We start from the raw sequence: 23,642 nt of genomic DNA, 5'->3' as shown, positions 1-23,642 counted from the left end.
CCTCCTCAGACGGCGGGGTCCTCGACAACGGCGGGCTCGCCCGAGGAGGGAAGCAGTTGCGGGATGCCGTCGACGATCGGATAGCGCCGGCGCAGGCGCGGGTTGTAGAGAGCGCCCCGGAGCTCGTCCAGGATCAGCGGCCCCTTGTCGAGCGGGCAGGCGAGAATCTTCAGCAGCGGGCTGTCGGGCTTCATGGCCGGGTTCCTTCGGGTGTGGGGGTGTTCGTCTCGTGTCGCGGCAGGGTGAGCAGGACCGTCAGTGCGAGCACGGTGCCGCCGAGACGCAGTAACAGCCGCAACGGGTCGTCGGGCAGCGGCTCGTCGAACGCGATCGTGCCGCTCACGATGGAGAACACGCAGCTCACCGTCGAGCACACCGGGACGATCAGTGACGCACGGCAGCGCTGCAGGGCGGTCTGCGACAGGACCAGTCCGCTGACCCCTGTCAGCAGCAGGAGGTACGGGTACGGGGAGGCGAGCAGGGCGGGCGCGGAGCCCAGGAGGTCCGAGGTGTCCAGATGCCCGGAGACGCCCTTGATCGCGAGCGAGCTGACGCCGTAGATCAGACCGACCGCGACCGCGTAGGCCACTCCGGTGGTCGGCTGCCGATGGCGCCGGCGGGCGCGCCGCTCCGCGGCCGCGTAGAGCACGAGACCGGCCGCGAGGGTCGGCAGGCACATGGCCAGCAGGGTGCCGGTGGGAGCGGTACGGCTGATCTCCTCACTGGTCTCGTACAGCGAGGCCACCACCATCACAAGGGCCAGACCGATGACGGCCACCGCACGCCGCTCGCGGCCGGAGGGCCGCTCGCCGAGCACCACCGACGAGAGCACGAGCAGGAGGACGAGACCGGACAGGAACAGGCCCTGGGCGGCGGCGATCGGCAGTGTGCGGTAGACGGCCAGCTGCGCGGCGAACCCCAGGGCCAGCGCCATGGCCCCGCAGATCCACAAGGGCCGGCCGGCCAGCAGGAGGAGGGCCCGGCCCGGCTGTGCGGCACTCAGCGGCGGCATGCCGGCCAGCGCCCGCTTCTCCAGGACGAAGCCGGTGCTGTACAGGATGTTCGCCACCAACGCGGCGGCCACGCCCCACACCACGGGTTACTCCCTTCTCGCGTGCACGAGGAGGATGGACGCGAGCGACGGCGCCCCGCAGGCCAGCCGGTCCAGCGGGCGGAGCGGGCGCGGGACTCCGTGGAACGGCGCACCGGCGACCTTCACCACCTCGAACCCGGACGCCGCCACGAACTCGCGCAACGCGCGGGCCGTGTACAGCCGCAGATGGCCCACGACCTCGCTGCCCGGTCTGCCGTGGATGCGGCGCAGACTCACCTCGGAGAACACCGGCTGGACTCCGGCGAGCAGCAGCGCGCGGTTGTACCAGGCGCCGAGGTTCGGAGTGGAGAGCATGAGATGCCCGCCGGGTCGCAGGACCCTGCGCAGTTCGTCGAGGGCACTGTCGGGGTCGACGAGGTGCTCGACGACCTCGCTGAACAGCACGGCGTCGGCGCTGCCGGAGGCGAACGGCAGCCCGCTGCCGGTCAGCTCGCCGCGGACGACCTGGCTGAGGCGCGGGGCCGCCCGGCGCAGGGCGTCCTGCGACCAGTCGATTCCCACGATGCGGTGTCCGTCGAGTACGCGGGCCGCGATCGCGCCCGCCGAGCCGTCCCCGCAGCCGACGTCGAGCACGGTCGCGGCCGGGCGGCCGGGCCCCACGGGGCCGAGCGCGGCGGCCAGCATCCGGGCCTGCCGCAGCGTCCGGGCTTCCCCGGATGCGACGGGAACGGTGGGGTTCTCGTAGAAGTCCCGCAGCCCGGGGGTGCGCGGGCCCGACGAAGTCGCCGCCGTCTCAGGCGGCTTACCGGTTGCTGCCGAGCCGGTTGCTGCCGAGCCGGTGGCTGAGCTGGTCATGACGGCCTCTTGTGGTTGTCCTGAGGGAAGCGAGTTCCAGCCGGCGTCGTGTCCGGATGCGGTGTGTCGGGGTGGTACGGCCCGCCCGGGACGAGAGACGTCGTCGACAGCGACTCCGCGAACAGGCCCGCCAGTTCCGCACCCGCCGCGTCACCGAGCAGCGCCCGCGACCAGCGCAACGTCACATGCAGTCGCCCGGCGGTGGAAGCCGCCGCCACGCTCAGCCCGCGCGGCATCCGCGCCGGTGCGGAGAACCACACGGCCGTCGCCCGGCCCGCGTCGCCGAAGTCCAGCGCGTACGGCACACGTCCGATGTTGGTGACCAGCGCCGTCGACGTCCAGGACGCGGCCGCCCGCCGTGCGCCACGGGTGAGCACACCCCGGACACCGACCGGCAGCAGCGGTGCGGTCAGCAGACTCGCCCCGGCGCCCATGGGGGCGCCTTGGGTCGACTTCAGCGCGCGGGTGCGCCGGGCGGTGGTGCGCAGCAGCCGGGCCACGGCCTCCGGGTCCGGCCGCTCACCGAGCAGCAGCTCCGTGTCGAGCGGGTCCTCTGAGGTCATGGCCACCTCGACGAGCCGGGTTCCGTTGCCCATCGGCATCTCCGTGCCGCGCGGACGGTCGTCCACGGGCATCGTGAGCCGTACCGGACCGGCCGACCGGCCTTGCGATACGTTCCAGCGACCCACCATCAGCGACGCGGCGACCAGCAGTTGGTCGTTGACGGTCCAGGGCGGAAGGCTTCCGTTCCGCCCTGCCCGCCGCGGAACGGGCAGGTCCACCTGCACCATGCCGTTGCCGACGGCACGGGCGCGTACCGGCCCGGGGCGGGAGTCCGGCGCGACCCGTACGGGCCGCGTCCGTACGGTGCGGCCGGTGGCGCCGGTCCCGCTAGGAGCCGAACCCGAGCGCCCGGGCCGGACCCGCCCGGGAACCTGGAGGGCTGCCGTGCCGCCGTACTGTTCGGCGGTCGTGGCGAGCACCCGCAGCCCCGACCCGGCGTCGAGGGCCGTGTGATGCATCGTCAGAAGCAGCACTGCCCCGGTCTCTTCCACCTGGACGACTTCCAGGCGCATCGGCGGTGCCAGGGTGAGCGGCGGGCATTCCGTCAGGGCGCGGGCCCGGGCCCGCGCCAAGGCGTCGGGTCCCCGCCCCGCGAAACTCACCGGATCGCCGTCCGGTCGACCGGTCAGTTCCCACGCGAAGGACCGCCGGTGTCCGCGGTCGGGCACTTCCCGTGCCAGCACCCTGGGGTGCGTCAGCAGCGCCCGCTGGAACGCGTCCCGCAGCCGTACCGGGTCCGGCCTTCCGGGCAGATGGACCTCGATGTGCACGCTCTCCGGTTCGTCGTCGCTGAGGCAGTGCCGCGACACCTCGTCGACGGTCGGGAAGGGAATCCGGACCCGGCCGGGAGGGGCGGTGGTCCCCCTCCCGGCGGCGGTCCACGGCGCGGTCACGAGGGGCCACCGCCATCCGGCCGCCAGAGGGGCGGCTCGGGCCGGCGCCCGTCGCCGGTGCTGCGCGGCCTGGCCGTGACCACCGGTCCGGCTTCCGGCGCGTCGGAACCGTCGCCGTCATGCCCGTCGCCGTCATCCCACCCGCCGTCATCCCACCCGGCGTCGCCTCCGTGCCCGGCGTCGCCTCCGTCCCCTGCGTCATCCCCGCGCCCGGCGGCCGCGGACGTCGGCCTCACCGCCGTCACCAGCGCGGCGGACAGGGCCACCAGCGTGAGGACCTGCGCCAGACCGCTGAACGCGCCCGCCCCGTCGGCGACCGGATCCCCGGCGCCCAGGGCCGTGACAAGCCCGGCGCCGGCCATCGCCGCCGCCGCTGTCGGCACCAGCACGCCCGGGCGGAACCGCGCCGCCACGGCGAGTACGGGCACGACCAGGGCCAGCGGCCCCGCCGCCACCGCGACGACCGCGGTCAGCGCGAGCGTTCCGAGCAGCATCCCCGGGGCCGCCGGTTCGGGCAGCTGCTCGTCGGTGCCGCCGCCGTCGCGCCGGCGGCCCACGAAGGCCAGGGCGGCCAGTGCGACGAGCGCGAGAGCACCGCCGATCAGGGCTGTCCGGTACGACCCGGAGGGCTCGAACTCCATGGTGACCGTGCCGGACGCCCCGGCCGGGATCACCCAGGCCTGCTGCCAGCCGTCGAGGCGCACCGGCTCAAGCTCCGTGCCGTCCAGGGTCGCCTTCCAGCCGTGGTTGGCGTTCTCGTAGGTCCGCAGGTAGGCGGCCTCGCCGTCGCCCGCCGACACCGAGACGGTCCGGCTGTCGTCGGTCCACGCGGTGACGGTGGCCTCACGACCCGCCGCACCCTCCAGGGCCCGCGGGGTGCCGCGGGTCAGCGTGACGTCGGTGACCGCCAGCGGGCCCGTGTCGGCCGCCTCCACCTCGTGATCACCGGACGGAAGCTCCAGGGTGCCGTCCTTCTCGTCGCCCGCGCAGAGGGCGACGGTGACGGGACGCCGCTCGGTGAGGTCGCGGACGAGTCCGGAGGCCTTCGTCTTGTGCAGGACACCGCCCACGGCGAGGTCCGGGCCCTCACCGCACGGCAGCGAGAAGCGCGCGGACGGCTTCGGCCTCGGCACCCGCAGATCGGCCAGCGCGGGAACGTGCACCTCGCTCAGCCCGACCGGCAGCTGCAACTGCGCGTCCGCCACCGGGTTGTGGACGGTGAGCGGCGCGACCCGGGTGATGGTGATGTCGAGCCGGTTCGTCTCGATCTCCGGGAAGCGGACCCGCCCGTTCTCGTCCACGTCGGCCACCGCGGCGCCGTGCGGAGAGCTGATCATCACCTGCTCGGGCCGGGTGGACACCCCGCCCGCCGGCGCCAGGATGATCTCGTCGATCTTCCTCGTGCCGGGCCAGCTCAGGTGGACGACCGGCCGGTCGCCCGCGATCCAGGCGGTCGTCAGATCGCCGTCGACCAGGTTGCGGGCGCCGAGCGACGTGCCGTTGCGGCTGGTGGAGTCCACGGCGGCCGTCAGCCGGTTCTTCGATCCGGAGGCCGAACGGTCGAGGAGTTCGTCCAGCGCGCCCCCGGGTACGGCGACGGCTCGCGCCGACACCTGGTACTCGCCCGGTTCCCCGGTGCCGAACTGCCGGTGCAGTCCCACCTCGGCCGACGCGGGCGACAGGCCGCCCGCGTCGGTACCGCGGTGCAGGGAGTACACGGTCGCCGCCGCGTCGGTGCGCTCCGCGTCGGCGGGCAGCACCAGCATGCGCGTCACCTGCACGTCCGGAACCGACACCTCGGAGAATCCGGCACCGGAGAGCCCCGGGCGCGCCTGCTGCGCGGCGAGGACGGTGATCTTCATCCAGGAGGCCTCGCCGACGGGAGCCTTGACGGTCTGCGGCAGGCCGTTCGTCTTCAGGGGGCTGTCGGCCGAACCGCGGTCGGTCTCGATCCGTACCCGTGTGGGCGCCGCGCGCATGGCGTCGCCCGGCAAGGGCGTCAGCTGGAGGGAGGCCGGGATGTCGGTCGGCCGGGAGAAGTCCACACGGAGCCACTGTCCGGCCGGCTCGCCCGGGCTGCCCTCGGCCCACGCGGTGTCCGGGTTGCCGTCGAAGGCGTTCACCGGGTCGTACTGCGGCAGGTGGAACAGCCAGTTGCCACTGCTGGAAGCCGTCACGGACTCGGCTCCGCGCAGCACCGCCGTCGTCTGGTGCTCGGTGCCCTCCGACGGCAGGATCTGCTGGGGCTTCTCCCCCGGGTTCTGCAGGCTGCCGGAGTGATTGCGCTCGTCCGCGGTGTAGGTGTACGAGGTGTTGTTGTTGACCAGGCCGAACCGGGTGTCGGCTCGGCGCAGCCCGTCCGCGACCGCCTTCACCGGTGCGACGACGCCCTTGGGCAGCGTGTCCCCGGCCAGTACGGCCGGCCGCCCGGCCATCGAGGGATCGGCGGACAGCTGGAGCAGCGCCTCCGGTCCGCCACTGACCACGGCCGTGTCGGCCACGGCCGAGACACCGACCCGGCCGGGCCGCCCGTCGCTGTCCCGCGGCTGGTAGATCTCCACGGCCTGGAGCCGCGGATAGAGGCCCTGCACCTGGAGCGGGGTGTCGGCGGCGATGCGTCCACCGGTCACCAGCGGGCCGAACCCGGTGACCTTGCGGTAGCCGGACGCTTCCAGGGTCCGTTTCACCGTCTGCGGCGGCACGTAGCCGATCTGGTCGGGGTCGAGGTCGTTGCGGACGACGACCTCGTGCATGCCGGCCCGTGCGAGGTACGCCCGGAGGCCCGGAACCTCGGCGCCGGACAGCAGCGCCTGCTCGACGGCGTCCGTCATACGGCGTGCTCCGGGAGTGCCGAAGGGGACGAAGTCCCGCTGCGCCCAGGGGGTCTCGGCCAGCACGTCGAACGGCTGGTCGATAGGGGAACCCCAGGTGTAGATGCCGTGCGCCGTCGCCGGGACGACCAGGGCCCGGCTGTGCCGCGCGTTGTCCTTGAGCCAGCCGGCGGCCTTCTCCCAGTGGGTGGGCAGCTTGGTGAACGCCCCGGGCTGGAGGATCGAGCCGTTGACGTACGGGAGCAGGAGTCCGGGCAGTACCAGCACCGCCGCGGTCGCGGGCACCCAGCGTCGACCGCGGAGTGCGCGAGAACCTCTGCTCTCGGACAGCACGGCTGTCAGATGGGTCAGTCCGAGGACGAGCGCGAGGGCCAGTCCCGGCTGGAACTTGTAGATGTTGCGGAACGGCTTCAACGGACCGTTCAGCCAGTCCTGGACGGCGCCGTGGAACGGACCGCCGAAGGCTCCGCCGTATCCGGCGAGCGCGATCAGGACGACGGCCAGCACGGTCAGGAGCAGCCAGCGGCGCTCGGGCAGGTCCCGCCGGGCAAGGCCCGCAAGGCCGAGCGCCGCGGCGAACGCCGAACCGAGAACGGTGACGACGGAGGTCGCGACGGTCCAGCCGGCCGGCAGCCATGCCTCACCGAAGTGCAGATAGGCCACCCAGTTGCCGGCGCCGCGCAGCAGCTCGGCCGCGGACATGGTGGCGGTGGTGGTGTCGGCCTGCTCGACGTACGGCATGAAGTTCTCGCCGTACGTGCCGAGCAGGAGCAGCGGCACCACCCACCACACGGTGGCGAGGACGACGCCCGGTATCCACCAGCCGAGGAGCGCGCGTCGGCGCCGGCCGGGCGGGCGGCTGAGGAGGTACAGGCCCACGGGCAGCAGCGCGGCCAGTGTCGAGGCGGCGTTCACGCCGCCCATGAAAGGGATCAGCAGGGCCGAACGGGCGGCGGCCTTCCGGGGGCTCGACGCCGCGGAGGTCAGCGGCAGCAGCACCCAGGGCAGCAGGGCGCCGGGCAGCGCGGCGGCGGAGGTCGATCCGATGACGATCGTGAAGGTGGGCCACAGCGCGTAGGCCGCGGCGCCGAGGACCCGGGACGCGGGCGTCCCCACGCGCAGCCGCTCGGCGAGCCTGAGCGCGCCCCAGAAGGCGGCGGTCACGATGACCGAGAGCCAGAGCCGTTCGGCCAGCCAGACCGGCACCTGCAGCAGGTCCATGAGCGCGTAGTAGGGAAGGGCCGGGAAGGCGTAGCCCACGTACTGGTTGGCTATGCCGCCGAGGCCGACGTTCCCGTTCCACAGCGAACCGAGGTCGCCGAGGAAGCGCCAGGGGTCGAGGGCGACGCCGAGTTTGGTCTCGAACGTCATCTTCCCGGGTGACACCGCGAGGAACGCCACCAGGACGAAGGCCCAGAAGCCGAACAGCAGGCGCCGTCCGCGCGGTTCGCCGGACGCCTCCGACGGCGTCGGGCCGGGCTGCGGCGCCCGGGTGGGCGCCTGGACCGTAGTGGTCATGACCGTTCCTCGCTTCGCATGCTCATGGGCTTCGCCTGAGAATCAGCAGCAGATTCCAGGTGGCGATCTCGCGGAGTCCCGGCACCCGGGTGATCGTGCTCGCGAGGAACGGCCAGTAGCGTGATCGCGCTGTCACGACCTGCACGTCGTCGCGACCGCGGACGTGCCGCAGGGTGGAACCGATGTGGACGGGGAAGAGGTTCTCCCCGAGCGTGTGCTTGGCCGCGCGGCCGGTGCGCCGTTCGTAGCGCGCGCGGGCCCGGTCGGCCCCGAGGTAGTGCCACGGCGCGGTCTCGTGACCTCCCCAGGGCGAGAGCCAGTTGGTGAAGGACAGGTAGATCAGCCCGCCGGGGCGGGTGACCCGGGTCATTTCGCTGATGAACGTCTGCGGGTCCGACACGTGCTCCAGCACGTTGGACGAGAAGCACACGTCCGCGGCGCCGTCGGCGAGCGGCAGCAGGTACCCGTCGGCGAGGACCGCGTCCTCGGCGGTACGGCCGCGGGCGTTCAGCTCCCGCGGGTCGGGCTCGAACAGGTAGCTCTGCGCGCCACGGCGGCGGAACTCCTCGGTGAAGTGGCCGCTGCCGCCGCCGACATCGACGACGATCTTGCCGGTCAGGTCGACATGGCGTGCGACCTGTGCGACCGAGTCACGGGCCAGCAAGGTGTAGCACCGCTCGGGATCGCTGGGTTCGCGCATGAACGCCCGGAAGAGGGCGGCCGATCGCCTCAGCGACGGATCCTTGAATCCGTGCTCGGTGGTCTCAGGCACGGACGCTCCTCTCGCGTCCCGGGTGCGCGGTGCGGGCCACGGCCTCGGCGGCGACCGCCTGGAACTGACGGACCGTCGCGCTCCAGCGGAAGCGCTCGGCGCGCTGCGCGGCGGCCCGCCCCATGGCCGCGCGCCGTTCGGCACTGAGGGACAGGGCGCACCACGCGGCGGCGAACGAACTCTCGCCCCGGGCGAGCACCCCGGTCTCACCGTCCTCGATGGAGTCGCGCAGTCCGGGTATGTCGAATCCGATCGCGGGGGTGGCCCGCGCGGCCGCCTCGGTGACGACCAGCCCCCAGCCTTCGACGAGGGAGGGGTGCAGCAGCAGCCACGCCTCGCACATCAGCCGGTGCTTCTCGGCCTCCGACACCCGGCCTGCGAACGTCACGGAGGGGCCGGCCATGGCTTCGAGCCGCTCCCGTTCGGGGCCGTCACCCACGATGACGAGGCGGCCGCCGGTGACGGGGCGCACCCGCTCCCACAGCCGTAGGAGCAGGTCGACGCGCTTGTACTCCACCAGTCGTCCGACGGCCAGGAACAGCGGTTCCTTCGCCTCCGGCAGCAGGGGGCCGGGTTCTTCGACACCGTTGTTCACGATCCGGATGCGGTCCGCGGCCACGCCGATGGCGCGCAGCTCGGAGGCGGTCGACTCGGAGACGGCCACCATCAGGTTGTCACGGTGGATCCCGGTCAGTGCCCAGTGCTCCAGCCTGCGTCCGAGGCGTGCCGCCGGGCCCGGATAGCGCATCCGCCAGAGATCGGTGTGCACGTGGTTGACCAGGCACACCGTTGCTCCGCGGTGCCACAGCGGCGCCAGGTACGGCATGCCGTTGCACACTTCGACCAACAGGTCGCAGGTGCCGACCTCGCGGGCGAAGGTCGCCTTGGCGCGCGGGAAGTGACTCGCGTCGCCTCCCGCGGAGACCACCCGGTAGTCGCGTGCGGCGGCCGGGCCGCCGCACACGAGCGTGACCTCATGGCCGTCGGCGGTCAGACCGTCGGCTATCCGGTCGATGAGCAGTTCCGAGCCACCGGCGGCCTGGTTGGCCAGATCGCGTCGGGCGAGGAAGGTGATCCGACGTGGCACGGGCGCCCCGGAGGGGGCGACGGGCGCGTCGAGAGTGAGCGAGTCGGCCAGGTGGCTGCCGGTGCGGGCCTGAGCGGGGACGGAACGGGAGTCCTTCTGGCCCGAGGCCAGAGCGGACGAGCGCTGGGGCATAGAGGTGCTCCAACTCGGCGGCTGCGGGTGGGATGCGCAGGGGAATGCGCATGTCGGTCTGCCGGGCTTCCGGGGATGAAGCGCTGGGCTGGCTCGTACGGGGTACTGCGGGTGCCGCGGCGGGCTGGCTGCCGAGGGTGGCAGCCTGCTCCAGCGGAAACGTTGGCCTTACCGCGGGGTAACATCAGTGTTCGTTCAGGCATACGTTCCGGCTACTCACCCCGATGACAATTTCGGGACTTCGGTCGGCCCCGTTTTCCTCACTCTGATGAGTGCTCGCCCCGCCGGGGGCCGCGGATCAGCAGCACGGCACCGGCGACGGCCAGCAGACCGCCCGCGACGCCGCCCGCGAGGGGCGCGGTCTCGCCGAGCAGCTCCAGCCGGCCGCCGTCCTCGGAGGCCAGCGCGACCTGCTCGCGCCGGGTCGCCTCCGTGAACTCCAGCCGTTCACTGGCCAGCAGGGTGACCGCGTCCTTCTGCGAACCCGGGGCCCGCAGCGTCTTCTTCGGAGCGATCAGCGCGTTCATGATCCGCCCCGTGCGCTGGTCCACGGTCAGCTCGATCCGCGCATTGGCGTACCACTCCTCCGCCGGCACCTGGCCCGGCTTCGAGCTGCCCACCAGCACCCCGGGCACCAGACGGGTGCCGGTCGGGGTGGCCTTGACGCTGCCGACGAAGCGGTAGCCCTCGCGCCCGCCGACCCTGGTGACCTCCTGGAACTCCAGCGGCACGGTGGCACCCAGGGTGCTGTCCCACCAGGAGTAGGAGCGCTTCTCGACGTCGAACGGGAACTTCAGATACGCCTCGCCCTCGAACGCGGGCTTCTCGTCGCAGCAGCGCACCGGCAGGTTCGTCCGGCGGTCGGTCACCCAGCGCTCGGTGGTCCACTGCAGGGACTTCCGCGGGTCGCCCAGCGCGAGGGTCTTCGGCGAGTCGATCTGCGTCGAGACGTCCCAGATCGCGTTTCCGCTGCGCTCGCCGCCCGCGACGTCCCCCAGCACCCGGCGGGTGATCGTGAGCGCCTGGCCGTCCACCGTGGAGACGGACCCGGTGTCGAAGTAGCTGCCCTGACCACTGAAGACCGTCGTGGAGTCCACATCGGTCGGCGTGCGTTTGGCGCGAGGCTCCACGTACCAGGCCAGCAGCTGGGTGAACACCAGCAGGAAGACTCCGACACCGAGCAGAATCAGGGACAAAGGTGACATGGAACGACGCATGCGGGTACTCCAATACGGGCGCGACGTGCGGGGAGGGCTCGTGGGCCGTGCGGGAAGGAGGCGCACACACGGGGTGCAGCCTGACCGGGGCGAGAATGCGTACCCGGGAGTAACAGTCCTGTGGCGGCGAAATTAGGCGCCTCTTGACCACCTGTCAATGCGCCTCCCATACTGGCCGCGCCGGACCGGGCCGGTGCGCTGGGTGACAGACCTCGATGACCGAGAGGCCGATCATCCTCATGTCCAGACTGCTCGCCGCCTTCCTGACCTGCGCCGCCTCCGCCCTCCTGGCCGCCGGCGCCGCCTTCGGAATCGTCACCGCTCTCGACGCCACACCCGAGCAGCCGAATGTGCCGCTCGTCACGTTCCCCGAATCGCCCGCGGACGGCCCGTCCGGCACGGCGGGCTCCGGAGCGGGCTAGGTTGGGACATGAAGCCCGCAGACCGAGCGCGTACGGACCGGACACCCAGGAGCGGTGCGGTGGAAGCCTCGTCAGCGTGGCACGACGTGCCACGACAACGGATTCAGCAGTTCGCCGACCGCGCCTTGGAGCAGGTCCCCGAACTGGCACAGGACATCCTCGCCGCGATCCGGCGGGAGTATCCGAGCCTGGTGCTCCTGCCCGACGAGTCCGGGGAGCCGAAGGCACTGGTGGCCATCCGGCACGCCCTTGAGCTCTTCGTGGAACAGATGACCACGGGGTCGAACCGGCCGCGCGCCCTCCCGGAGCTGTTCCGGGACTTCGGCCGCGGCGAGGTCTCGCAAGGGCGCAGCCTGGACTCCCTACAGGGGATCTACCGGCTGGGCGTCCGCCTTTCCTGGCGGCGTATGGCGAAGATCGGCCAGCAGGTCGACATCCCGCCTTCGGCCATGTACGAACTCGCCGAGTCCGCGTTCGAGTACCTCGACGTCATGGTGGCCCAGTCGGTACGCGGCTATGCCGAGGCCGTCGCCCGCCAGGCCGGTGAGCGCCTGCGCCTGCAACGGCTGCTCGTCGATCTCCTGCTCACCGAACACCGCACGGATCCGACCGCCTTGCTCGCCGACCGCGCGGCCGACCTGGGCTGGCAGCTGCCCGGGAGGGTGGCGGTGGCGGTGCTGCTCCGTCCCGCCCAGGAGGCCGTCGCCCCCGCGGTGGGCGACGAGATGCTGCTCGACATGGAGGGCGTGCAGCCGCGCCTGGTCGTACCGGACCCGGACGCCCCCGGACGCGCGGAGTTGCTGGACCGGGCGCTGGCCGGCTGGTCCGGGGCGCTCGGCCCGTCGGTTCCCCTGGTGGAGGCTGCCACGTCGCTGCGCTGGGCGGAGGCCGCTGTCGGGATGATCGAGCAGGGTCTGCTGCCGCGGGGGCGGCTCCTGCACTGCGGCGAGCACGTCGAAGCCTTGGTGCTGCTGCCCGCGGGTGAGCTGATCGACGATCTGGCGCGGCGGCGGCTGGCGCGGCTTGACGAGGTCGGCGGCCCGGCGCACGCCAACCGACTCGCCGAGACACTGCTGGCCTGGCTGGAGACGCGGGGTGGTGCTCCGGAGGTGGCCGCCCTGCTCGGAGTCCACCCCCAGACCGTGCGCTACCGGCTGAGACAGCTCCGTGAGTTGTGGGGCGACGACCTGGACGACCCGGACCGCCGCTTCGAACTGGAGCTGGCGCTTCGCACGCGGCGGCTGCGCGGAGATCTCTTACCGCCGCCCGACTGACCGCGGGTCAGGCGTTGTTGACCGGGAGGACGTCCGGCGAGAGCGCGCCCGCGTGGGCCGTGGCCGAGGTCATGAGGCGGCGGTGGTGACGGCGGCAGAGGACCTCGTAACCGACCTCCCCCGCCGGCCGGTTCACGTCGCCGACCACCACCTGGGCGCCCTCGACGACCATCTGCCCGCCGACCGTACGGGCGTTGTGCGTGGCCCTGGCCCCGCACCAGCACAGCGCCTCGACCTGGAGCTGCTCGATCCGGTCCGCCAGTTCGATCAGCCGCTGCGAGCCGGGGAAGAGCTTGGTCCGGAAGTCGGTGGTGATGCCGAAGGCGAAGACGTCCAGGCCGAGGTCGTCGACGATTCGGGCGAGCTGGTCGATCTGCTCCGGCGCGAGGAACTGCGCCTCGTCGACGATCACGTAGTCGGCCTTGCCGCCCTGCGAGAGCTGGGTGACGAGGTACGCGTACAGGTCCATGCCCTGCGGAGCCTCGACCGCCTCCGTCACCAGGCCGAGCCGGGAGGACAGCTTGCCCTCGCCCGCCCGGTCGTCACGGGTGAAGATCACGCCCTGGAGCCCGCGCGCGTCGCGGTTGTGGGCGATCTGGAGGGCCAGGGTGCTCTTCCCGCAATCCATGGTTCCGGAGAAGAAGACCAGCTCGGGCATGACGGGTCAGGGACCTTTCAGGTCGTGAGGGGGTGTGCGGCGCGGGGGTTCAGGAACGGACTTCGAGCAGCGGGACGAGCTGCTCGGCGGGGGTCATGGACCCGTGCATGCCGGCCATCGCCGACTCGTGGGGCTCGTTGACCGACGCGGTGATCGCGACGTCGTCGTGTGCCGCGGCGACCACGTCGCCGATCCTGCCGTACACCCGCTCGTCGATCTCGTCGCCGAACCAGCCGAGGGCGATGGCCTCGTCCCGGCCCGCCACCCAGAACTGCTCGCCGACAACCTCGCGCCAGCAGGTGAGGACGTCCGCCTCGGCGCCCGGCACGGCGTACACATGGCGGGCCCGGCCCTCGCCGCCGAGGAAGGCCACGCCGGCGCGCAGCTCCCAGTCCTCGTCGAAGTCGATGCGGTGCTGCTCGTCGAAGGGGATGTCGACCATGCCGTGGTCGGCCGTGACGTACAGCGCGGAGCGGGGCGGGAGCTGCTCGGCGAGGCGCTGCACGAGCCGGTCGACGAACATCAGCTGTCCGCGCCAGGCGTCGGAGTCGATGCCGAACCGGTGTCCCGCGCCGTCGAGTTCGCTGTAGTACGTGTAGACGAGCGAGCGGTCGCCGGCGGCGAGCTGCTCGGCGGCGAAGTCCATGCGCTCCTCGCCGGTCAGCCGCCCGTGAAACGTTCCGCCGCTGAGCGCGACCTGGGTGAGGGGGGTCTGCTCGAAGATCGGGGAGGACACCTGGGCGGTGTGGATCCCGGCCGCGTGCGCGAGCTGGAAGACCGTGGGGTACGGCTGCCAGACGCGCGGCTCGCTCCACGGCCTCCAGCGCAGCTGGTTCATCAGCTCGCCGGTGTCGGGGTTGCGCACGGTGTAGCCGGGCAGCCCGTGCGTACCGGGGTAGCGGCCGGTGCCGACGGAGGCGAGCGAGGTCGCGGTGGTGGCGGGGAAGCCGGCGGTGACCGGGCGGCCCGTACCGCCGCGCGAGGAGCCGAGGAGCGAGGTCAGATACGGGGCCTCGTCCGGATGGGCCTTGATCTGCTCCCAGCCGAGTCCATCGATCAGGAACACACAGTTCCGGTCGGCCGGCGTCAGCTCGGCGATCCGCGCGTCGAAGCCGGGCACGCCCTGCCCCGCGACGAGCGTCGGCAGCAGGTCGCCGAGGGAGCCGAAGGTGTACTCGGGCACCGGCGCGGTGTCCGGGGACAGCGGGACCGGGTCGTCTGGCCAGCCGTGGGACACGGCGGTGGGCTGGACCATCAGCGCGCGGTGGCGGCGGTGGCCGCGATGGATTCGGAGAGCGCCTGGGCGAAGGCGAGGGTCTGCCGGACGGTGTCCGGGCCGTCGCCGGCCTCGCTCACCCGCAGGCTGAGGTCGTCGGCGGTGGCGTTCCCCGTGTAGCCGTGGTCGGCGTCGCAGTTGGCGTCGCCGCAGGCGGCGGGCTCCAGGTCGATGCGGGAGACGGCGCCCCAGCCGATGGTGAGCACCACCTCGCGGGGCAGCGTGCCCGGCGTGTACGACTCGGGGTTGGCGACGACACGGCTGACGACGACCGAGGAGATCCGGTCGAGCTTCACGGACTCGGTGGACGTCGTGGCGTACGGCGTCGGGGAGCTGGTGTCGGCGGCCTGCTCGTCGGTGTGGCTCACGATGAAGCGGTGCGCCGTCAGGACGAGGACGGTGACGTGGCGCCGGACCTCGTTCGCGTCGAACGTGGTCTCCTGGTGCACCACGTACGACGCCACGGCCTCGCCGCCGACGGCGGCCTCCACCGCCTCGGCCACGAGGGCCGGGTAGTAGCCGCTGCGCTCGATCGCCGCGCGCAGCCCCTGGGTCGTCGTACCGCTCTTCGCCATGGACTCCATCCTACGGGGCCCTGGGCCCCCTCAGAGCCTCAGTAACTCGGCAGGCGGCGTGGGCCGAGGTCGGTCCGGGGCGGGGGCGGGGCCAGCCGGACGGTGGCTCCGAGGACGGAGAGTCCGCCCGGGGCCACGACCACCGGCTCCAGGGAGACCGCCACCACCTCCGGGTGGTCGTCGACGAGCCGGGAGACCCTGAGCAGGAGTTCCTCCAGGGCGGGGGTGTCGACCGGGGCGGATCCGCGCCAGCCGAAGAGCAGCGGGGCGGTGCGGATGGAACGGACGAGCTCGGCGGCGTCCCGGTCGGTGGCCGGGACCAACCGGTGGGCCGTGTCGCCGAGGAGCTCGGAGGCCGCGCCGGAGAGCCCGAAGGAGAGGACGGCTCCGACGGCGGGATCGATGGCGGAGCGGACGAGGGTGTCGACGCCCCGGGGCACCATCGCCTGGACGACGGGCTGGAGCTCCTCGGGCTTGCCGAGGACCTCGGTCACCTCGGCGTAGGCGGTACGGAGCTGCTCCTCGGTGGCCAGGTCCAGCCGGACACCGCCGAGGTCGGGGCGGTGGCGCAGGTGGGGCGCGGTCGTCTTGAGCGCGACGGGGTAGCCGAGCCGGCGGGCGGCCGCGACGGCGTGGTCGGGGGTGGGCGCGGGGAGGGTGGGCAGGACGGTGATCCCGTACCGCGAGAGCAGCTCCCCCGCCTCCGCGGTGTCGAGGGTCACACCCCGCGCGTCCGTTTCGCCGCCGTCGCCGCCGTCACCGAGCACCCGCTCGATGAGCGCCGCGGCTCCTGGCTCGTCGATGTCCTCGTACTCGGGCACCCGTCCGGGCTCGGCGGCCTGCCGCCGCCACTGCCCGTACCGCACGGCCTCGGCCAGGGCCCGCACGGCGCGCTCGGCGGCGGGATAGGCGGGGATGGTGGCCTGCCGGCCGGGGGTCGGGTCGGCGGTCGACGCGACGGCAGGATCGGGGGCGGCAGGACCGGCGCTCGGGGCGGAGCCCGGGTCGGCGGTCTCCCCGGTGGCCGGGGCGGCGGCCGGGGCGGCGGTGCCGGTGACAGCTGCCGTCGCGGGGCGGGCCGGAGCCGATGCCGTACGGGTCCCAGCCGGCGCCGGCCTCGTGCCCGTCGGCGCCGGCCTCGTGCTCGTCGCGACCGCGAGGGCCTCCGCGAGGCCGCCCATCTCGACGTGGACGACGACGACGGGCTTCGCCGGGGCGGGTACGGACGCGACGGCCTCGCGCAGAGAGGCCGCGAGGACCTCCCCGTCGCCGGACTCGGTGGCGCCGTTCTCCCCGACCCAGGGGATCGCGGTCACCACGACCGCGTCGGACGTCTCGTCCGCGAGCGCCGCGGCCAGCGCGTCCCGGAAGTCCGCCGGGCCCGCCGCGGTCGTCAGGTCGAGCGGCCGCAGCGGGCGCAGTCCCTCGGTCAGGCAGGCGTCGTACGTGAGGAGGCCGAGCGACTCGGAGTTGCCGAGGATCGCGACCCTGGGCCCGGCGGGCAGCGGCTGGGCGGCGAGGAGCAGTCCGGCGTCCACGAGTTCGGTGACGGTGTCGACGCGGATCACCCCGGCCTGGCGCAGCAGCGCGGAGACCGTGGCGTGCGGGATGCGGGTGACGGGCACCCGGTGGCCGGGCGGCGCGCTGCCGCTGTGCCGGGCTCCCTTGACGACCACGACCGGCTTGACCGCCGCGGTGCGGCGGGCCAGCCGGGTGAACTTCCGGGGGTTGCCGATCGACTCCAGATAGAGGAGGACGACGTCCGTACCCGGGTCGTCGTACCAGTGCTGGAGGAAGTCGTTCCCGGACACGTCGGCGCGGTTGCCGGCCGAGATGAAGGAGGAGAGCCCCGCGCCGTGCCGGTGGAGGCCGGCGAGGAGCGCGATCCCGATCGCGCCGGACTGGGTGAAGAGCCCGATCCGCCCGGCGGCCGGCATGTGGGGGGCGAGCGAGGCGTTGAGCCGGACGTCCTCGGAGGTGTTGATGATCCCGAACGCGTTCGGCCCGATGATCCGCATCCCGTACGAGCGGGCCTGCCGTACGAGCTGGCGCTGCCGCTCCCGGCCGGCCGGGCCGCTCTCCGCGTACCCGGCGGAGAGGACGACGAGGCCCAGCACCCCGTGCTCGCCGCAGTCGGCGACGACCTCCGGCACGCGCTCGGCGGGGACGGCGACGATCGCCAGGTCCACGGGCTCGCCGATGGCCGCGACGGAGCGGTGGGCGGGGACTCCGTCGAGCTCCGCCGGACCGTCGGTGAGCGCGGCGTTCACCGCGTGGACGCGGCCGGTGAAGCCGGCGCCGAGGAGATTGCGGAGGACGGTCCGGCCGACCCCGCCGGGCGCGCGCCCGGCGCCGACGACGGCGACGGAGCGGGGTGTGAGGAGCCGCTGGACGGATCGCGCCTCCGCCCGCTGCTCCCGCGCGCGCTGGACGGCGAGAGAGCGGACGGTCGGTTCGAGGTCGAGGTGGAGCCGGACGGAGCCGTCCTCGAAGCTCCGCTTCTGGGTGTAGCCCGCGTCCGTGAAGACCTTGATCATCTTGTTGTTGGCAGGGAGCACCTCCGCGGCGAAGCGCCGGATGTCCCGCTCGCGCGCGACGGCCGCGATGTGTTCGAGCAGGGCGGAGGCGACGCCGCGCCCCTGGTGCGCGTCCTGGACGAGGAAGGCGACCTCGGCCTCGTCGGCCGGTCCCGAGGCGGGCATGCCGCGGTCGTCGATGCGGTCGTAGCGGACGGTGGCGATGAACTCGCCGCCCACCGTCGCGGCGAGGCCCACCCGGTCGACGAAGTCGTGGTGGGTGAACCGGTGGACGTCCTTCGCGGAGAGCCGCGGGTAGGGCGCGAAGAAGCGGTAGTACTTGGACTCGTCCGACACCTGCTCGTAGAAGCTGACCAGCCGGTCGGCGTCGTCGGCGGTGATGGGCCTGATGCGCGCGGTGCCGCCGTCCCGGAGGACCACGTCCGCCTCCCAGTGATCGGGATAGGCGTGCTCCGGCGATGGGGCAGGTGCCGGTGATGCCGGTCGATCCGCCGCTTCCGACTGCTCCGACGCGCTCTGCATGGGGCCAGCCTACGGCCGGTGTGCGACACCGGCACCGGTCGCGCGGCAGGTGCGTGCCGTGCAAGGTGAGGAGGACCGAAAGTCGGTGCGGTCCGGGTCGAAGGTCGGCACGAGCACCGCGCATCACATGAGAGACTGGTCTAGACAACCCGCTTGAGACTTGAAGGGCAACACCATGGCTGAGCGCCGCGTCAACGTCGGCTGGGCCGAGGGCCTCCACGCCCGCCCCGCGTCCATCTTCGTCCGTGCCGCCACGGCTTCCGGCGTTCCGGTGACGATCGCCAAGTCCGACAGCACCCCCGTGAACGCCGCTTCGATGCTCGCGGTGCTCGGCCTGGGCGCGCAGGGCGGCGAGGAGATCGTCCTCGCTTCGGAGGCCGACGGCGCCGAGGTCGCGCTCGACCGTCTCGCGAAGCTGGTCGCCGAGGGTCTCGACGAGCTCCCCGAGACCGTCTGACCCCGCTTTCCCCCGTACGACGCGTTCCCCCGTACGACGCGTTCCCCGTACGACGAAACCGCGACACCCGGAATTCCGGAGGTCGCGGTTTTCACATTTCCGGAGCCGGTGTTTCCGGGCAGCCCAAACAGGCTCCGTCGAATTCCTATTCTTTGTATACGGTGCGCGCGTTAATTCCGGCCGCTCGCCGTGTTGACGACATGTTGCGAAACCCTCACACGACCGCGCTCCGGCCTTTTGAGCCGGTGCAGTCCCAACGAGCGCTCCGCGTGCAGCGCCGTCAGCGCCCTGGCCCGCTCGGCGTCGCCGCGCGCGACGGCGTCCACGATGGCTCCGTGCTCGGACCAGGCCTCCACGGGGTGGGCGGGCTGGTCGACCGCGTACATCCAGGCGATCTTGTGCCGCAGCTGGGTGAGCAGCGCGGTCAGCGCCGGACTGCCGGAGGCCTGCGCCAGCGTCTCGTGGAACCAGCCCCCGAGCGAGCGCAGATCCTCGCCCTGGCCGCGCCTGGCCCGCTCCTGCCCCAGCCTGACCAGGCCGCGGAGGACCTTCAGGTGCGCCTCGGTGCGCCGCTGCGCGGCGCGGGCGGCGCCCAGCGGTTCGAGGAGGGCCCGCATGTCGAGCAGATCGGCCGCCTCCTGCTCGGTGGGCTCGGCGACATGGGCGCCGGCATGGCGGCGGGTGACGACGAAGCCCTCGGACTCCAGGGTGCGCAGGGCCTCACGGACCGGGACACGGGAGACCCCGTAGCGGCGCGCGAGCTGCTCCTCGGTCAGCCGCCCGCCCCGCTCGAAGACACCGGAGACGATGTCGTCCCGGATCGCCGTGCATACCGATTGCGCGGGTACGCGCATGTCCGACCTCCGCCTTGGTCCGCGAGAGACAATTCGAGCGACGCATGTTCCGCGTCCGTTCTGCGTCTGTTCCGCGACTCTATTGCAGCAGGCCGGAATTTCCGATGCCCCCGTGGAATCCAGCGATATGTTTCGGTCAGCGAAAAGCCCCGGCTCAGTACGAGCCGGGGCTTTTGCGACGCGATGCGCGAGGTGTCAGAGGCTGACGCCGCGGGCGCGGAGGTAGGAGATGGGGTTCAGGTCCGAGCCGTAGTCGGAGCCCGTCCGCGCCTCGAAGTGGAGGTGCGGGCCGGTCGAGTTGCCGGACGAGCCCGAGATGCCTATCTGCTGGCCCGGCTCGACGGTCTGGCCGACGTAGACCCCGATGGACGAGAGGTGACCGTACTGGGTGTACGTGCCGTCGTTCATCTGGATGACGATGTTGTTGCCGTACGCGCCGCCCCAGCCGGCCTCGACGACGGTGCCGGAGCCGACGGAGACGACCGAGCTGCCGTAGGAGGCGTGGAAGTCGATGCCGGAGTGGCTGCCGGAGGACCAGAGCGAGCCGCCGGTCTTGTAGCCGGTGGTCACGTACGAGCCGGCCACGGGGAGCTGGAAGGAGGCGAGTCGCCGGCGCTCGGCCTCGCGGGCGGCGCGCTCGCGCTCCTCGCGGACCTCCTTGGCACGGGCCTCGGCCTTGCGCTTCGCCTCGGCGCGGGCCTCGGCCTGGGCCTTCGCCTTGACGATGGCCTCGAAGGCCTCTTGCTCCTGGGCGGCGGCCTGGGCGTCGATCCGGTCCGCGAGCGAGTCCTCGGTGATCACCTGCGTGAGGCCGGTGTCCTCGGCGGAGCGGTTGTCCGTGTCGGCGGCGAGCGCCGGGGAAGCGAAGGTTCCGATGACGCCGGTGGTGGCGAGCGTCGCGACGCCGGCGATGCCCACGCTGCGGCGCGCCATCCGGCTCGGACCACGATGCTTCCCGGTGGCACGGGTGAACGCCATGTAGGGGCTGATCCTTTCCTTCCTTCTCGCCTACCGGGTTAGCTGACGGGTTCGGAGCAGGAAGGTCTCCTACGAGCCCCTCCGTACGTGACGAAGGCGCCCGATTCACCCCAGGGACTGTGTGGGTCCCCGGCTCCCCAGGCTCGCGCCTGACGGGGACTCGGCGATGACTGTCCGTTGCCGCGAATGCGGCACGTGCAACTGACGAACAGCCGCACCGACGCTATGGGATCGTCTGTCAATCACCAAACAGACACGCCTGTTTGTAAGACATGCCACAGGGCAGACAGCCACCCTTGCCCTCAATACGGACAAAGCGGAAGGCCTCGACGAAATCATGACGTCGAGGCCTTCCGTCGCCGGGTCGGCGCGTGCGATCAGCCGGTCACCACGGTGACTTCACCGATGCCGAGCGCGCGCACCGGCTCCGCGATCTGTGCCGCGTCGCCCACGAGCACGGTCACGAGCCGGTCCACGGGGAAGGCGTTGACGACGGCCGCGGTCGCCTCGACCGTGCCCGTCTCGGCGAGCCGCGCGTACAACTGGGCCTGGTAGTCGTCCGGGAGGTGCTGCTCGACCTGGTCGGCGAGCGTCCCGGCGACCGAGGCGGCCGTCTCGTACTTGAGCGGTGCCACGCCCACCAGGTTCTGCACGGCCGTCTCGCGCTCGGCGTCGGTGAGGCCCTCCGCGGCGAGGGTCCGCAGCACCTTCCACAGGTCGTCAAGTGCCGGGCCGGTGTTGGGGGTGTCGATCGAGCCGCTGATGGCGAGCATCGAGGCACCGTTCCCCTCGGCGTCGGAGCGGAGCACCTGCCCGAAGGCCCGCACGCCGTACGTGTAGCCCTTCTCCTCACGCAGGACGCGGTCGAGCCGCGAGGTGAGGGTGCCACCGAGGCAGTACGTGCCCAGGACCTGGGCAGCCCAGACGCTGTCGTGCCGGTCGGCGCCGATCCGGCCGATCAGCAACTGGGTCTGGACCGCGCCGGGACGGTCCACGATGACGACCCGTCCGGTGTCGTCGGCCGTGATCGGCGGCATCGGCAGCGGCTCGGCCGGCTCGCCCGTCCAGGCGCCCAGGGTCTCGGCGAGGACCTTGTCCAGGTCGACGCCGGTCAGGTCGCCGACGACCACCGCGGTGGCCGTGGCGGGCCGGACGTACGCCTCGTAGAAGGCGCGGACCGCGGCGGCGTCGATCGCCTCGACGGTCTCCTCGGTGCCCTGACGCGGCCGGGACATCCGGGCCTCGGCCGGGAACAGCTCCTTGGAGAGCTGCTTGGCGGCGCGGCGGGCCGGGTTGGCCGTCTCGTGCGGGATCTCGTCGAGGCGGTTGCGCACGAGGCGCTCGATCTCGGTGTCCAAGAACGCCGGGGCGATCAGCGCCTCGGAGAGCAGCCCGAGCGCCTTGGGCAGCCGGGAGACGGGCACCTCGAGGGAGACCCGCACGCCCGGGTGGTCCGCGTGCGCGTCGAGCGTGGCGCCGCAGCGCTCCAGCTCGGCCGCGAACTCCTCGGCGTCACGCTGGTCCGTGCCCTCGGAGAGCGCGCGGGCCATGATCGTGGCGACGCCGTCGAGACCGGCCGGCTCGGCGTCCAGCGGAGCCGGCAGGAAGAGCTCCACGGCCACGACCTGCTGGCCGGGGCGGTGGCTGGTCAGCAGGGTCAGGCCGTTGGCCAGGGAGCCGCGGTCCGGGGCCGGGAACGCCCAGGGCCTGGCGACGCCCGGCGCGGGCTGCGGGTGGAAGTCCATGCTCGTCAAAGACACGGCAGCGTCGGTCACTGGTCCGCTCCCTCTTCCTCGTCGCTGTCGCTCTCGCTCTGTTCGGTGGCCACCGGCTCGTAGACGAGCACCGCGCGGTTGTCGGGGCGCAGCTTGGCCTTGGCGGCCGCCTGCACCTCCTCGGCGGTGATGTCGAGGACCCGGTCGACGGCCGTGAGGGCGAGCTGCGGGTCGCCGAACAGCACGGCGAACCGGCACAGTTCGTCGGCGCGGCCCGCGACGGTGCCGAGCCGGTCGAGCCACTCGCGCTCCAACTGGGCCTGCGCGCGCTCCATCTCCTCGGGCGTCGGGCCCTCGGCGGCGAAGCGGGCGAGCTCCTCGTCGACGGCGGCCTCGATCTGCGGGACCTCGACGCCGCCGGAGGTCTTGACGTCCAGCCAGCCCAGCGAGGGCGCCCCGGCGAGGCGCAGCAGGCCGAAGCCGGCGGCGACGGCCGTCCGGTCCCGGCGGACCAGGCGGTTGTGCAGGCGGGAGGACTCGCCACCGCCGAGGACCGTCAGGGCCAGGTCGGCGGCGTCGCACTCGCGCGTGCCGTCGTGCGGCAGCCGGTAGGCGGCCATCAGCGCGCGCGCCGGGACCTCCTCGACCAGGACCACACGCTGCTCGGAGCCCATGACGTCGGGCAGCGAGCCGTCACGCGGGGGCAGCTTGCCGTCGTGGGAGGGGATCGAGCCGAAGTACTTCTCGACCCAGGCGAGGGTCTCCGCCGGGTCGATGTCGCCGACGACCGACAGCACCGCGTTGTTCGGCGCGTAGTACGTGCGGAAGAAGTTCCGCGCGTCCTCCAGCGTGGCGGCGTCCAGGTCCGCCATGGAACCGATGGGCGTGTGGTGGTACGGGTGGCCCTCCGGGTAGGCCAGCGCGGTCAGCTTCTCGAAGGCCGTGCCGTACGGCACGTTGTCGTACCGCTGGCGGCGCTCGTTCTTGACGACGTCCCGCTGGTTCTCCATGGACTCGTCGTCCAGGGCCGCGAGCAGCGAGCCCATGCGGTCGGCCTCCAGCCAGAGCGCGAGCTCCAGCTGGTGGGTGGGCATGGTCTCGAAGTAGTTGGTGCGCTCGAAGCTCGTCGTGCCGTTGAGCGAGCCGCCCGCGCCCTGCACCAGCTCGAAGTGCCCGTTCCCGTGGACCTGCTTCGAGCCCTGGAACATCAGGTGCTCGAAGAGGTGGGCGAGGCCCGTGCGGCCCTCGACCTCGTGACGCGAACCGACGTCGTACCAGAGGCAGACCGCGGCGACCGGGGTCAGGTGGTCCTCCGAGAGCACCACGCGCAGGCCGTTCGCCAACCGGTGCTCGGTCGCTGTCAGGCCGCCGGAGCCGGCCTCGGCCGTGGCCGTGTGACCCATGGGCATGTACGTCCCTTCGATCGCGATGTGAAAAAGTCCTGCCACTGT

The 23,642-nt window shown here is 72.6% G+C and carries 19 protein-coding genes and 1 riboswitch; of the genes, 3 read left to right on the top strand and 16 right to left on the bottom strand.

Annotation, left to right across the window (positions count from 1 at the left end; translation table 11 throughout):
• Positions 1-5 precede the first annotated feature (5 nt).
• From ACIBG6_RS26830 to ACIBG6_RS26795, 8 genes are all read right to left on the bottom strand, one after another.
• On the bottom strand, positions 6-194 hold the full coding sequence (locus ACIBG6_RS26830) for a Trm112 family protein (RefSeq protein ID WP_399225158.1): 189 nt from the start codon (positions 192-194) through the stop codon (positions 6-8).
• Positions 191-1,096: a DMT family transporter gene (locus ACIBG6_RS26825; protein WP_399225157.1), complete on the bottom strand. Its 906-nt coding sequence runs from the start codon at positions 1,094-1,096 to the stop codon at positions 191-193. Before ACIBG6_RS26825 ends, ACIBG6_RS26830 begins: the two co-directional genes overlap by 4 nt.
• Before the next feature lie 3 nt (positions 1,097-1,099).
• Complete coding sequence (locus ACIBG6_RS26820; RefSeq protein ID WP_399225156.1) at positions 1,100-1,909, bottom strand: class I SAM-dependent methyltransferase; 810 nt, start codon at positions 1,907-1,909, stop codon at positions 1,100-1,102.
• Positions 1,906-3,366 carry a condensation protein gene (locus tag ACIBG6_RS26815; protein ID WP_399225155.1) on the bottom strand — a complete coding sequence of 487 codons (1,461 nt, stop codon included), beginning with the start codon at positions 3,364-3,366 and terminating at the stop codon, positions 1,906-1,908. Before ACIBG6_RS26815 ends, ACIBG6_RS26820 begins: the two co-directional genes overlap by 4 nt.
• Positions 3,363-7,715 (bottom strand): alpha-(1->3)-arabinofuranosyltransferase family protein, encoded by a 4,353-nt coding sequence (locus ACIBG6_RS26810; RefSeq protein WP_399225154.1) that lies wholly within the window; start codon positions 7,713-7,715, stop codon positions 3,363-3,365. The genes ACIBG6_RS26815 and ACIBG6_RS26810 overlap by 4 nt, the downstream gene beginning before the upstream one ends.
• Before the next feature lie 22 nt (positions 7,716-7,737).
• Positions 7,738-8,415, bottom strand: coding sequence for a class I SAM-dependent methyltransferase (locus tag ACIBG6_RS26805; protein ID WP_399225390.1), 678 nt, complete (start codon positions 8,413-8,415; stop codon positions 7,738-7,740).
• A 64-nt stretch (positions 8,416-8,479) separates the two neighbouring features.
• Positions 8,480-9,706 (bottom strand): glycosyltransferase family 4 protein, encoded by a 1,227-nt coding sequence (locus tag ACIBG6_RS26800; protein WP_399225153.1) that lies wholly within the window; start codon positions 9,704-9,706, stop codon positions 8,480-8,482.
• Between the two features lie 260 nt (positions 9,707-9,966).
• Positions 9,967-10,923: a DUF3068 domain-containing protein gene (locus ACIBG6_RS26795; RefSeq protein WP_399225152.1), complete on the bottom strand. Its 957-nt coding sequence runs from the start codon at positions 10,921-10,923 to the stop codon at positions 9,967-9,969.
• A gap of 215 nt (positions 10,924-11,138) precedes the next feature.
• Between ACIBG6_RS26795 and ACIBG6_RS26790 the strand changes: the two genes are divergently transcribed.
• Positions 11,139-11,345, top strand: a complete 207-nt coding sequence (locus ACIBG6_RS26790) for a hypothetical protein (RefSeq protein ID WP_399225151.1) — start codon at positions 11,139-11,141, stop codon at positions 11,343-11,345.
• A gap of 86 nt (positions 11,346-11,431) precedes the next feature.
• The gene (locus tag ACIBG6_RS26785; RefSeq protein WP_399225149.1) at positions 11,432-12,619 is read left to right on the top strand and encodes a PucR family transcriptional regulator; all 1,188 of its coding nucleotides are present in this window, start codon (positions 11,432-11,434) and stop codon (positions 12,617-12,619) included.
• A gap of 7 nt (positions 12,620-12,626) precedes the next feature.
• On the opposite strand, the gene ACIBG6_RS26780 is transcribed toward ACIBG6_RS26785, so the two are convergent.
• From ACIBG6_RS26780 to ACIBG6_RS26765, 4 genes are read right to left on the bottom strand one after another with little or no spacing between them, the layout of a single operon-like run.
• On the bottom strand, positions 12,627-13,277 hold the full coding sequence (locus ACIBG6_RS26780; protein WP_399225148.1) for a thymidine kinase: 651 nt from the start codon (positions 13,275-13,277) through the stop codon (positions 12,627-12,629).
• Positions 13,278-13,326: 49 nt separating this feature from the next.
• Positions 13,327-14,532 (bottom strand): alkaline phosphatase family protein, encoded by a 1,206-nt coding sequence (locus ACIBG6_RS26775; protein ID WP_399225147.1) that lies wholly within the window; start codon positions 14,530-14,532, stop codon positions 13,327-13,329.
• Positions 14,532-15,128, bottom strand: a complete 597-nt coding sequence (locus ACIBG6_RS26770) for a DUF5998 family protein (RefSeq protein WP_399225145.1) — start codon at positions 15,126-15,128, stop codon at positions 14,532-14,534. Before ACIBG6_RS26770 ends, ACIBG6_RS26775 begins: the two co-directional genes overlap by 1 nt.
• A gap of 38 nt (positions 15,129-15,166) precedes the next feature.
• Positions 15,167-18,187, bottom strand: a complete 3,021-nt coding sequence (locus tag ACIBG6_RS26765; protein WP_399225144.1) for a GNAT family N-acetyltransferase — start codon at positions 18,185-18,187, stop codon at positions 15,167-15,169.
• 175 nt (positions 18,188-18,362) lie between these two features.
• Here ACIBG6_RS26765 and ACIBG6_RS26760 point away from each other — a divergent pair, with 175 nt between their 5' ends.
• The gene (locus tag ACIBG6_RS26760) at positions 18,363-18,644 is read left to right on the top strand and encodes an HPr family phosphocarrier protein (protein ID WP_399225143.1); all 282 of its coding nucleotides are present in this window, start codon (positions 18,363-18,365) and stop codon (positions 18,642-18,644) included.
• 170 nt (positions 18,645-18,814) lie between these two features.
• Here the strand turns inward: ACIBG6_RS26760 and ACIBG6_RS26755 are convergent, their stop codons facing one another.
• From ACIBG6_RS26755 to ACIBG6_RS26740, 4 genes are all read right to left on the bottom strand, one after another.
• Complete coding sequence (locus ACIBG6_RS26755; protein WP_317599879.1) at positions 18,815-19,498, bottom strand: GntR family transcriptional regulator; 684 nt, start codon at positions 19,496-19,498, stop codon at positions 18,815-18,817.
• Positions 19,499-19,693: 195 nt separating this feature from the next.
• Positions 19,694-20,476 carry a M23 family metallopeptidase gene (locus tag ACIBG6_RS26750; protein WP_399225142.1) on the bottom strand — a complete coding sequence of 261 codons (783 nt, stop codon included), beginning with the start codon at positions 20,474-20,476 and terminating at the stop codon, positions 19,694-19,696.
• Between the two features lie 12 nt (positions 20,477-20,488).
• Positions 20,489-20,652, bottom strand: a riboswitch (cyclic di-AMP (ydaO/yuaA leader).
• Between the two features lie 201 nt (positions 20,653-20,853).
• Positions 20,854-22,221 (bottom strand): M16 family metallopeptidase, encoded by a 1,368-nt coding sequence (locus ACIBG6_RS26745; RefSeq protein WP_399225389.1) that lies wholly within the window; start codon positions 22,219-22,221, stop codon positions 20,854-20,856.
• A gap of 26 nt (positions 22,222-22,247) precedes the next feature.
• Positions 22,248-23,600: a M16 family metallopeptidase gene (locus tag ACIBG6_RS26740; RefSeq protein WP_399225140.1), complete on the bottom strand. Its 1,353-nt coding sequence runs from the start codon at positions 23,598-23,600 to the stop codon at positions 22,248-22,250.
• Positions 23,601-23,642: the final 42 nt, after the last annotated feature.

The organism is Streptomyces sp. NPDC050842 (assembly GCF_044456565.1).
Classification (GTDB): Bacteria; Actinomycetota; Actinomycetes; order Streptomycetales; family Streptomycetaceae; genus Streptomyces.
Note: the sequence above shows the minus strand (reverse complement) of the source record. Positions and strands in the feature narration are given on the sequence as shown.

What these genes read in the sequence shown, in the direction of transcription:
- ACIBG6_RS26830 (WP_399225158.1), bottom strand. Translation starts at nt 194, where the DNA reads ATGAAGCCCGACAGCCCGCTGCTGAAGATTCTCGCCTGCCCGCTCGAC.
- ACIBG6_RS26780 (WP_399225148.1), bottom strand. Translation starts at nt 13,277, where the DNA reads ATGCCCGAGCTGGTCTTCTTCTCCGGAACCATGGATTGCGGGAAGAGC.
- ACIBG6_RS26745 (WP_399225389.1), bottom strand. Translation starts at nt 22,221, where the DNA reads ATGGACTTCCACCCGCAGCCCGCGCCGGGCGTCGCCAGGCCCTGGGCG.
- ACIBG6_RS26755 (WP_317599879.1), bottom strand. Translation starts at nt 19,498, where the DNA reads ATGCGCGTACCCGCGCAATCGGTATGCACGGCGATCCGGGACGACATC.
- ACIBG6_RS26800 (WP_399225153.1), bottom strand. Translation starts at nt 9,706, where the DNA reads ATGCCCCAGCGCTCGTCCGCTCTGGCCTCGGGCCAGAAGGACTCCCGT.
- ACIBG6_RS26810 (WP_399225154.1), bottom strand. Translation starts at nt 7,715, where the DNA reads ATGACCACTACGGTCCAGGCGCCCACCCGGGCGCCGCAGCCCGGCCCG.
- ACIBG6_RS26770 (WP_399225145.1), bottom strand. Translation starts at nt 15,128, where the DNA reads ATGGCGAAGAGCGGTACGACGACCCAGGGGCTGCGCGCGGCGATCGAG.
- ACIBG6_RS26760 (WP_399225143.1), top strand. Translation starts at nt 18,363, where the DNA reads ATGGCTGAGCGCCGCGTCAACGTCGGCTGGGCCGAGGGCCTCCACGCC.
- ACIBG6_RS26795 (WP_399225152.1), bottom strand. Translation starts at nt 10,923, where the DNA reads ATGCGTCGTTCCATGTCACCTTTGTCCCTGATTCTGCTCGGTGTCGGA.
- ACIBG6_RS26820 (WP_399225156.1), bottom strand. Translation starts at nt 1,909, where the DNA reads ATGACCAGCTCAGCCACCGGCTCGGCAGCAACCGGCTCGGCAGCAACC.
- ACIBG6_RS26790 (WP_399225151.1), top strand. Translation starts at nt 11,139, where the DNA reads ATGACCGAGAGGCCGATCATCCTCATGTCCAGACTGCTCGCCGCCTTC.
- ACIBG6_RS26805 (WP_399225390.1), bottom strand. Translation starts at nt 8,415, where the DNA reads ATGCGCGAACCCAGCGATCCCGAGCGGTGCTACACCTTGCTGGCCCGT.
- ACIBG6_RS26765 (WP_399225144.1), bottom strand. Translation starts at nt 18,187, where the DNA reads ATGCAGAGCGCGTCGGAGCAGTCGGAAGCGGCGGATCGACCGGCATCA.
- ACIBG6_RS26740 (WP_399225140.1), bottom strand. Translation starts at nt 23,600, where the DNA reads ATGCCCATGGGTCACACGGCCACGGCCGAGGCCGGCTCCGGCGGCCTG.
- ACIBG6_RS26750 (WP_399225142.1), bottom strand. Translation starts at nt 20,476, where the DNA reads ATGGCGTTCACCCGTGCCACCGGGAAGCATCGTGGTCCGAGCCGGATG.
- ACIBG6_RS26775 (WP_399225147.1), bottom strand. Translation starts at nt 14,532, where the DNA reads ATGGTCCAGCCCACCGCCGTGTCCCACGGCTGGCCAGACGACCCGGTC.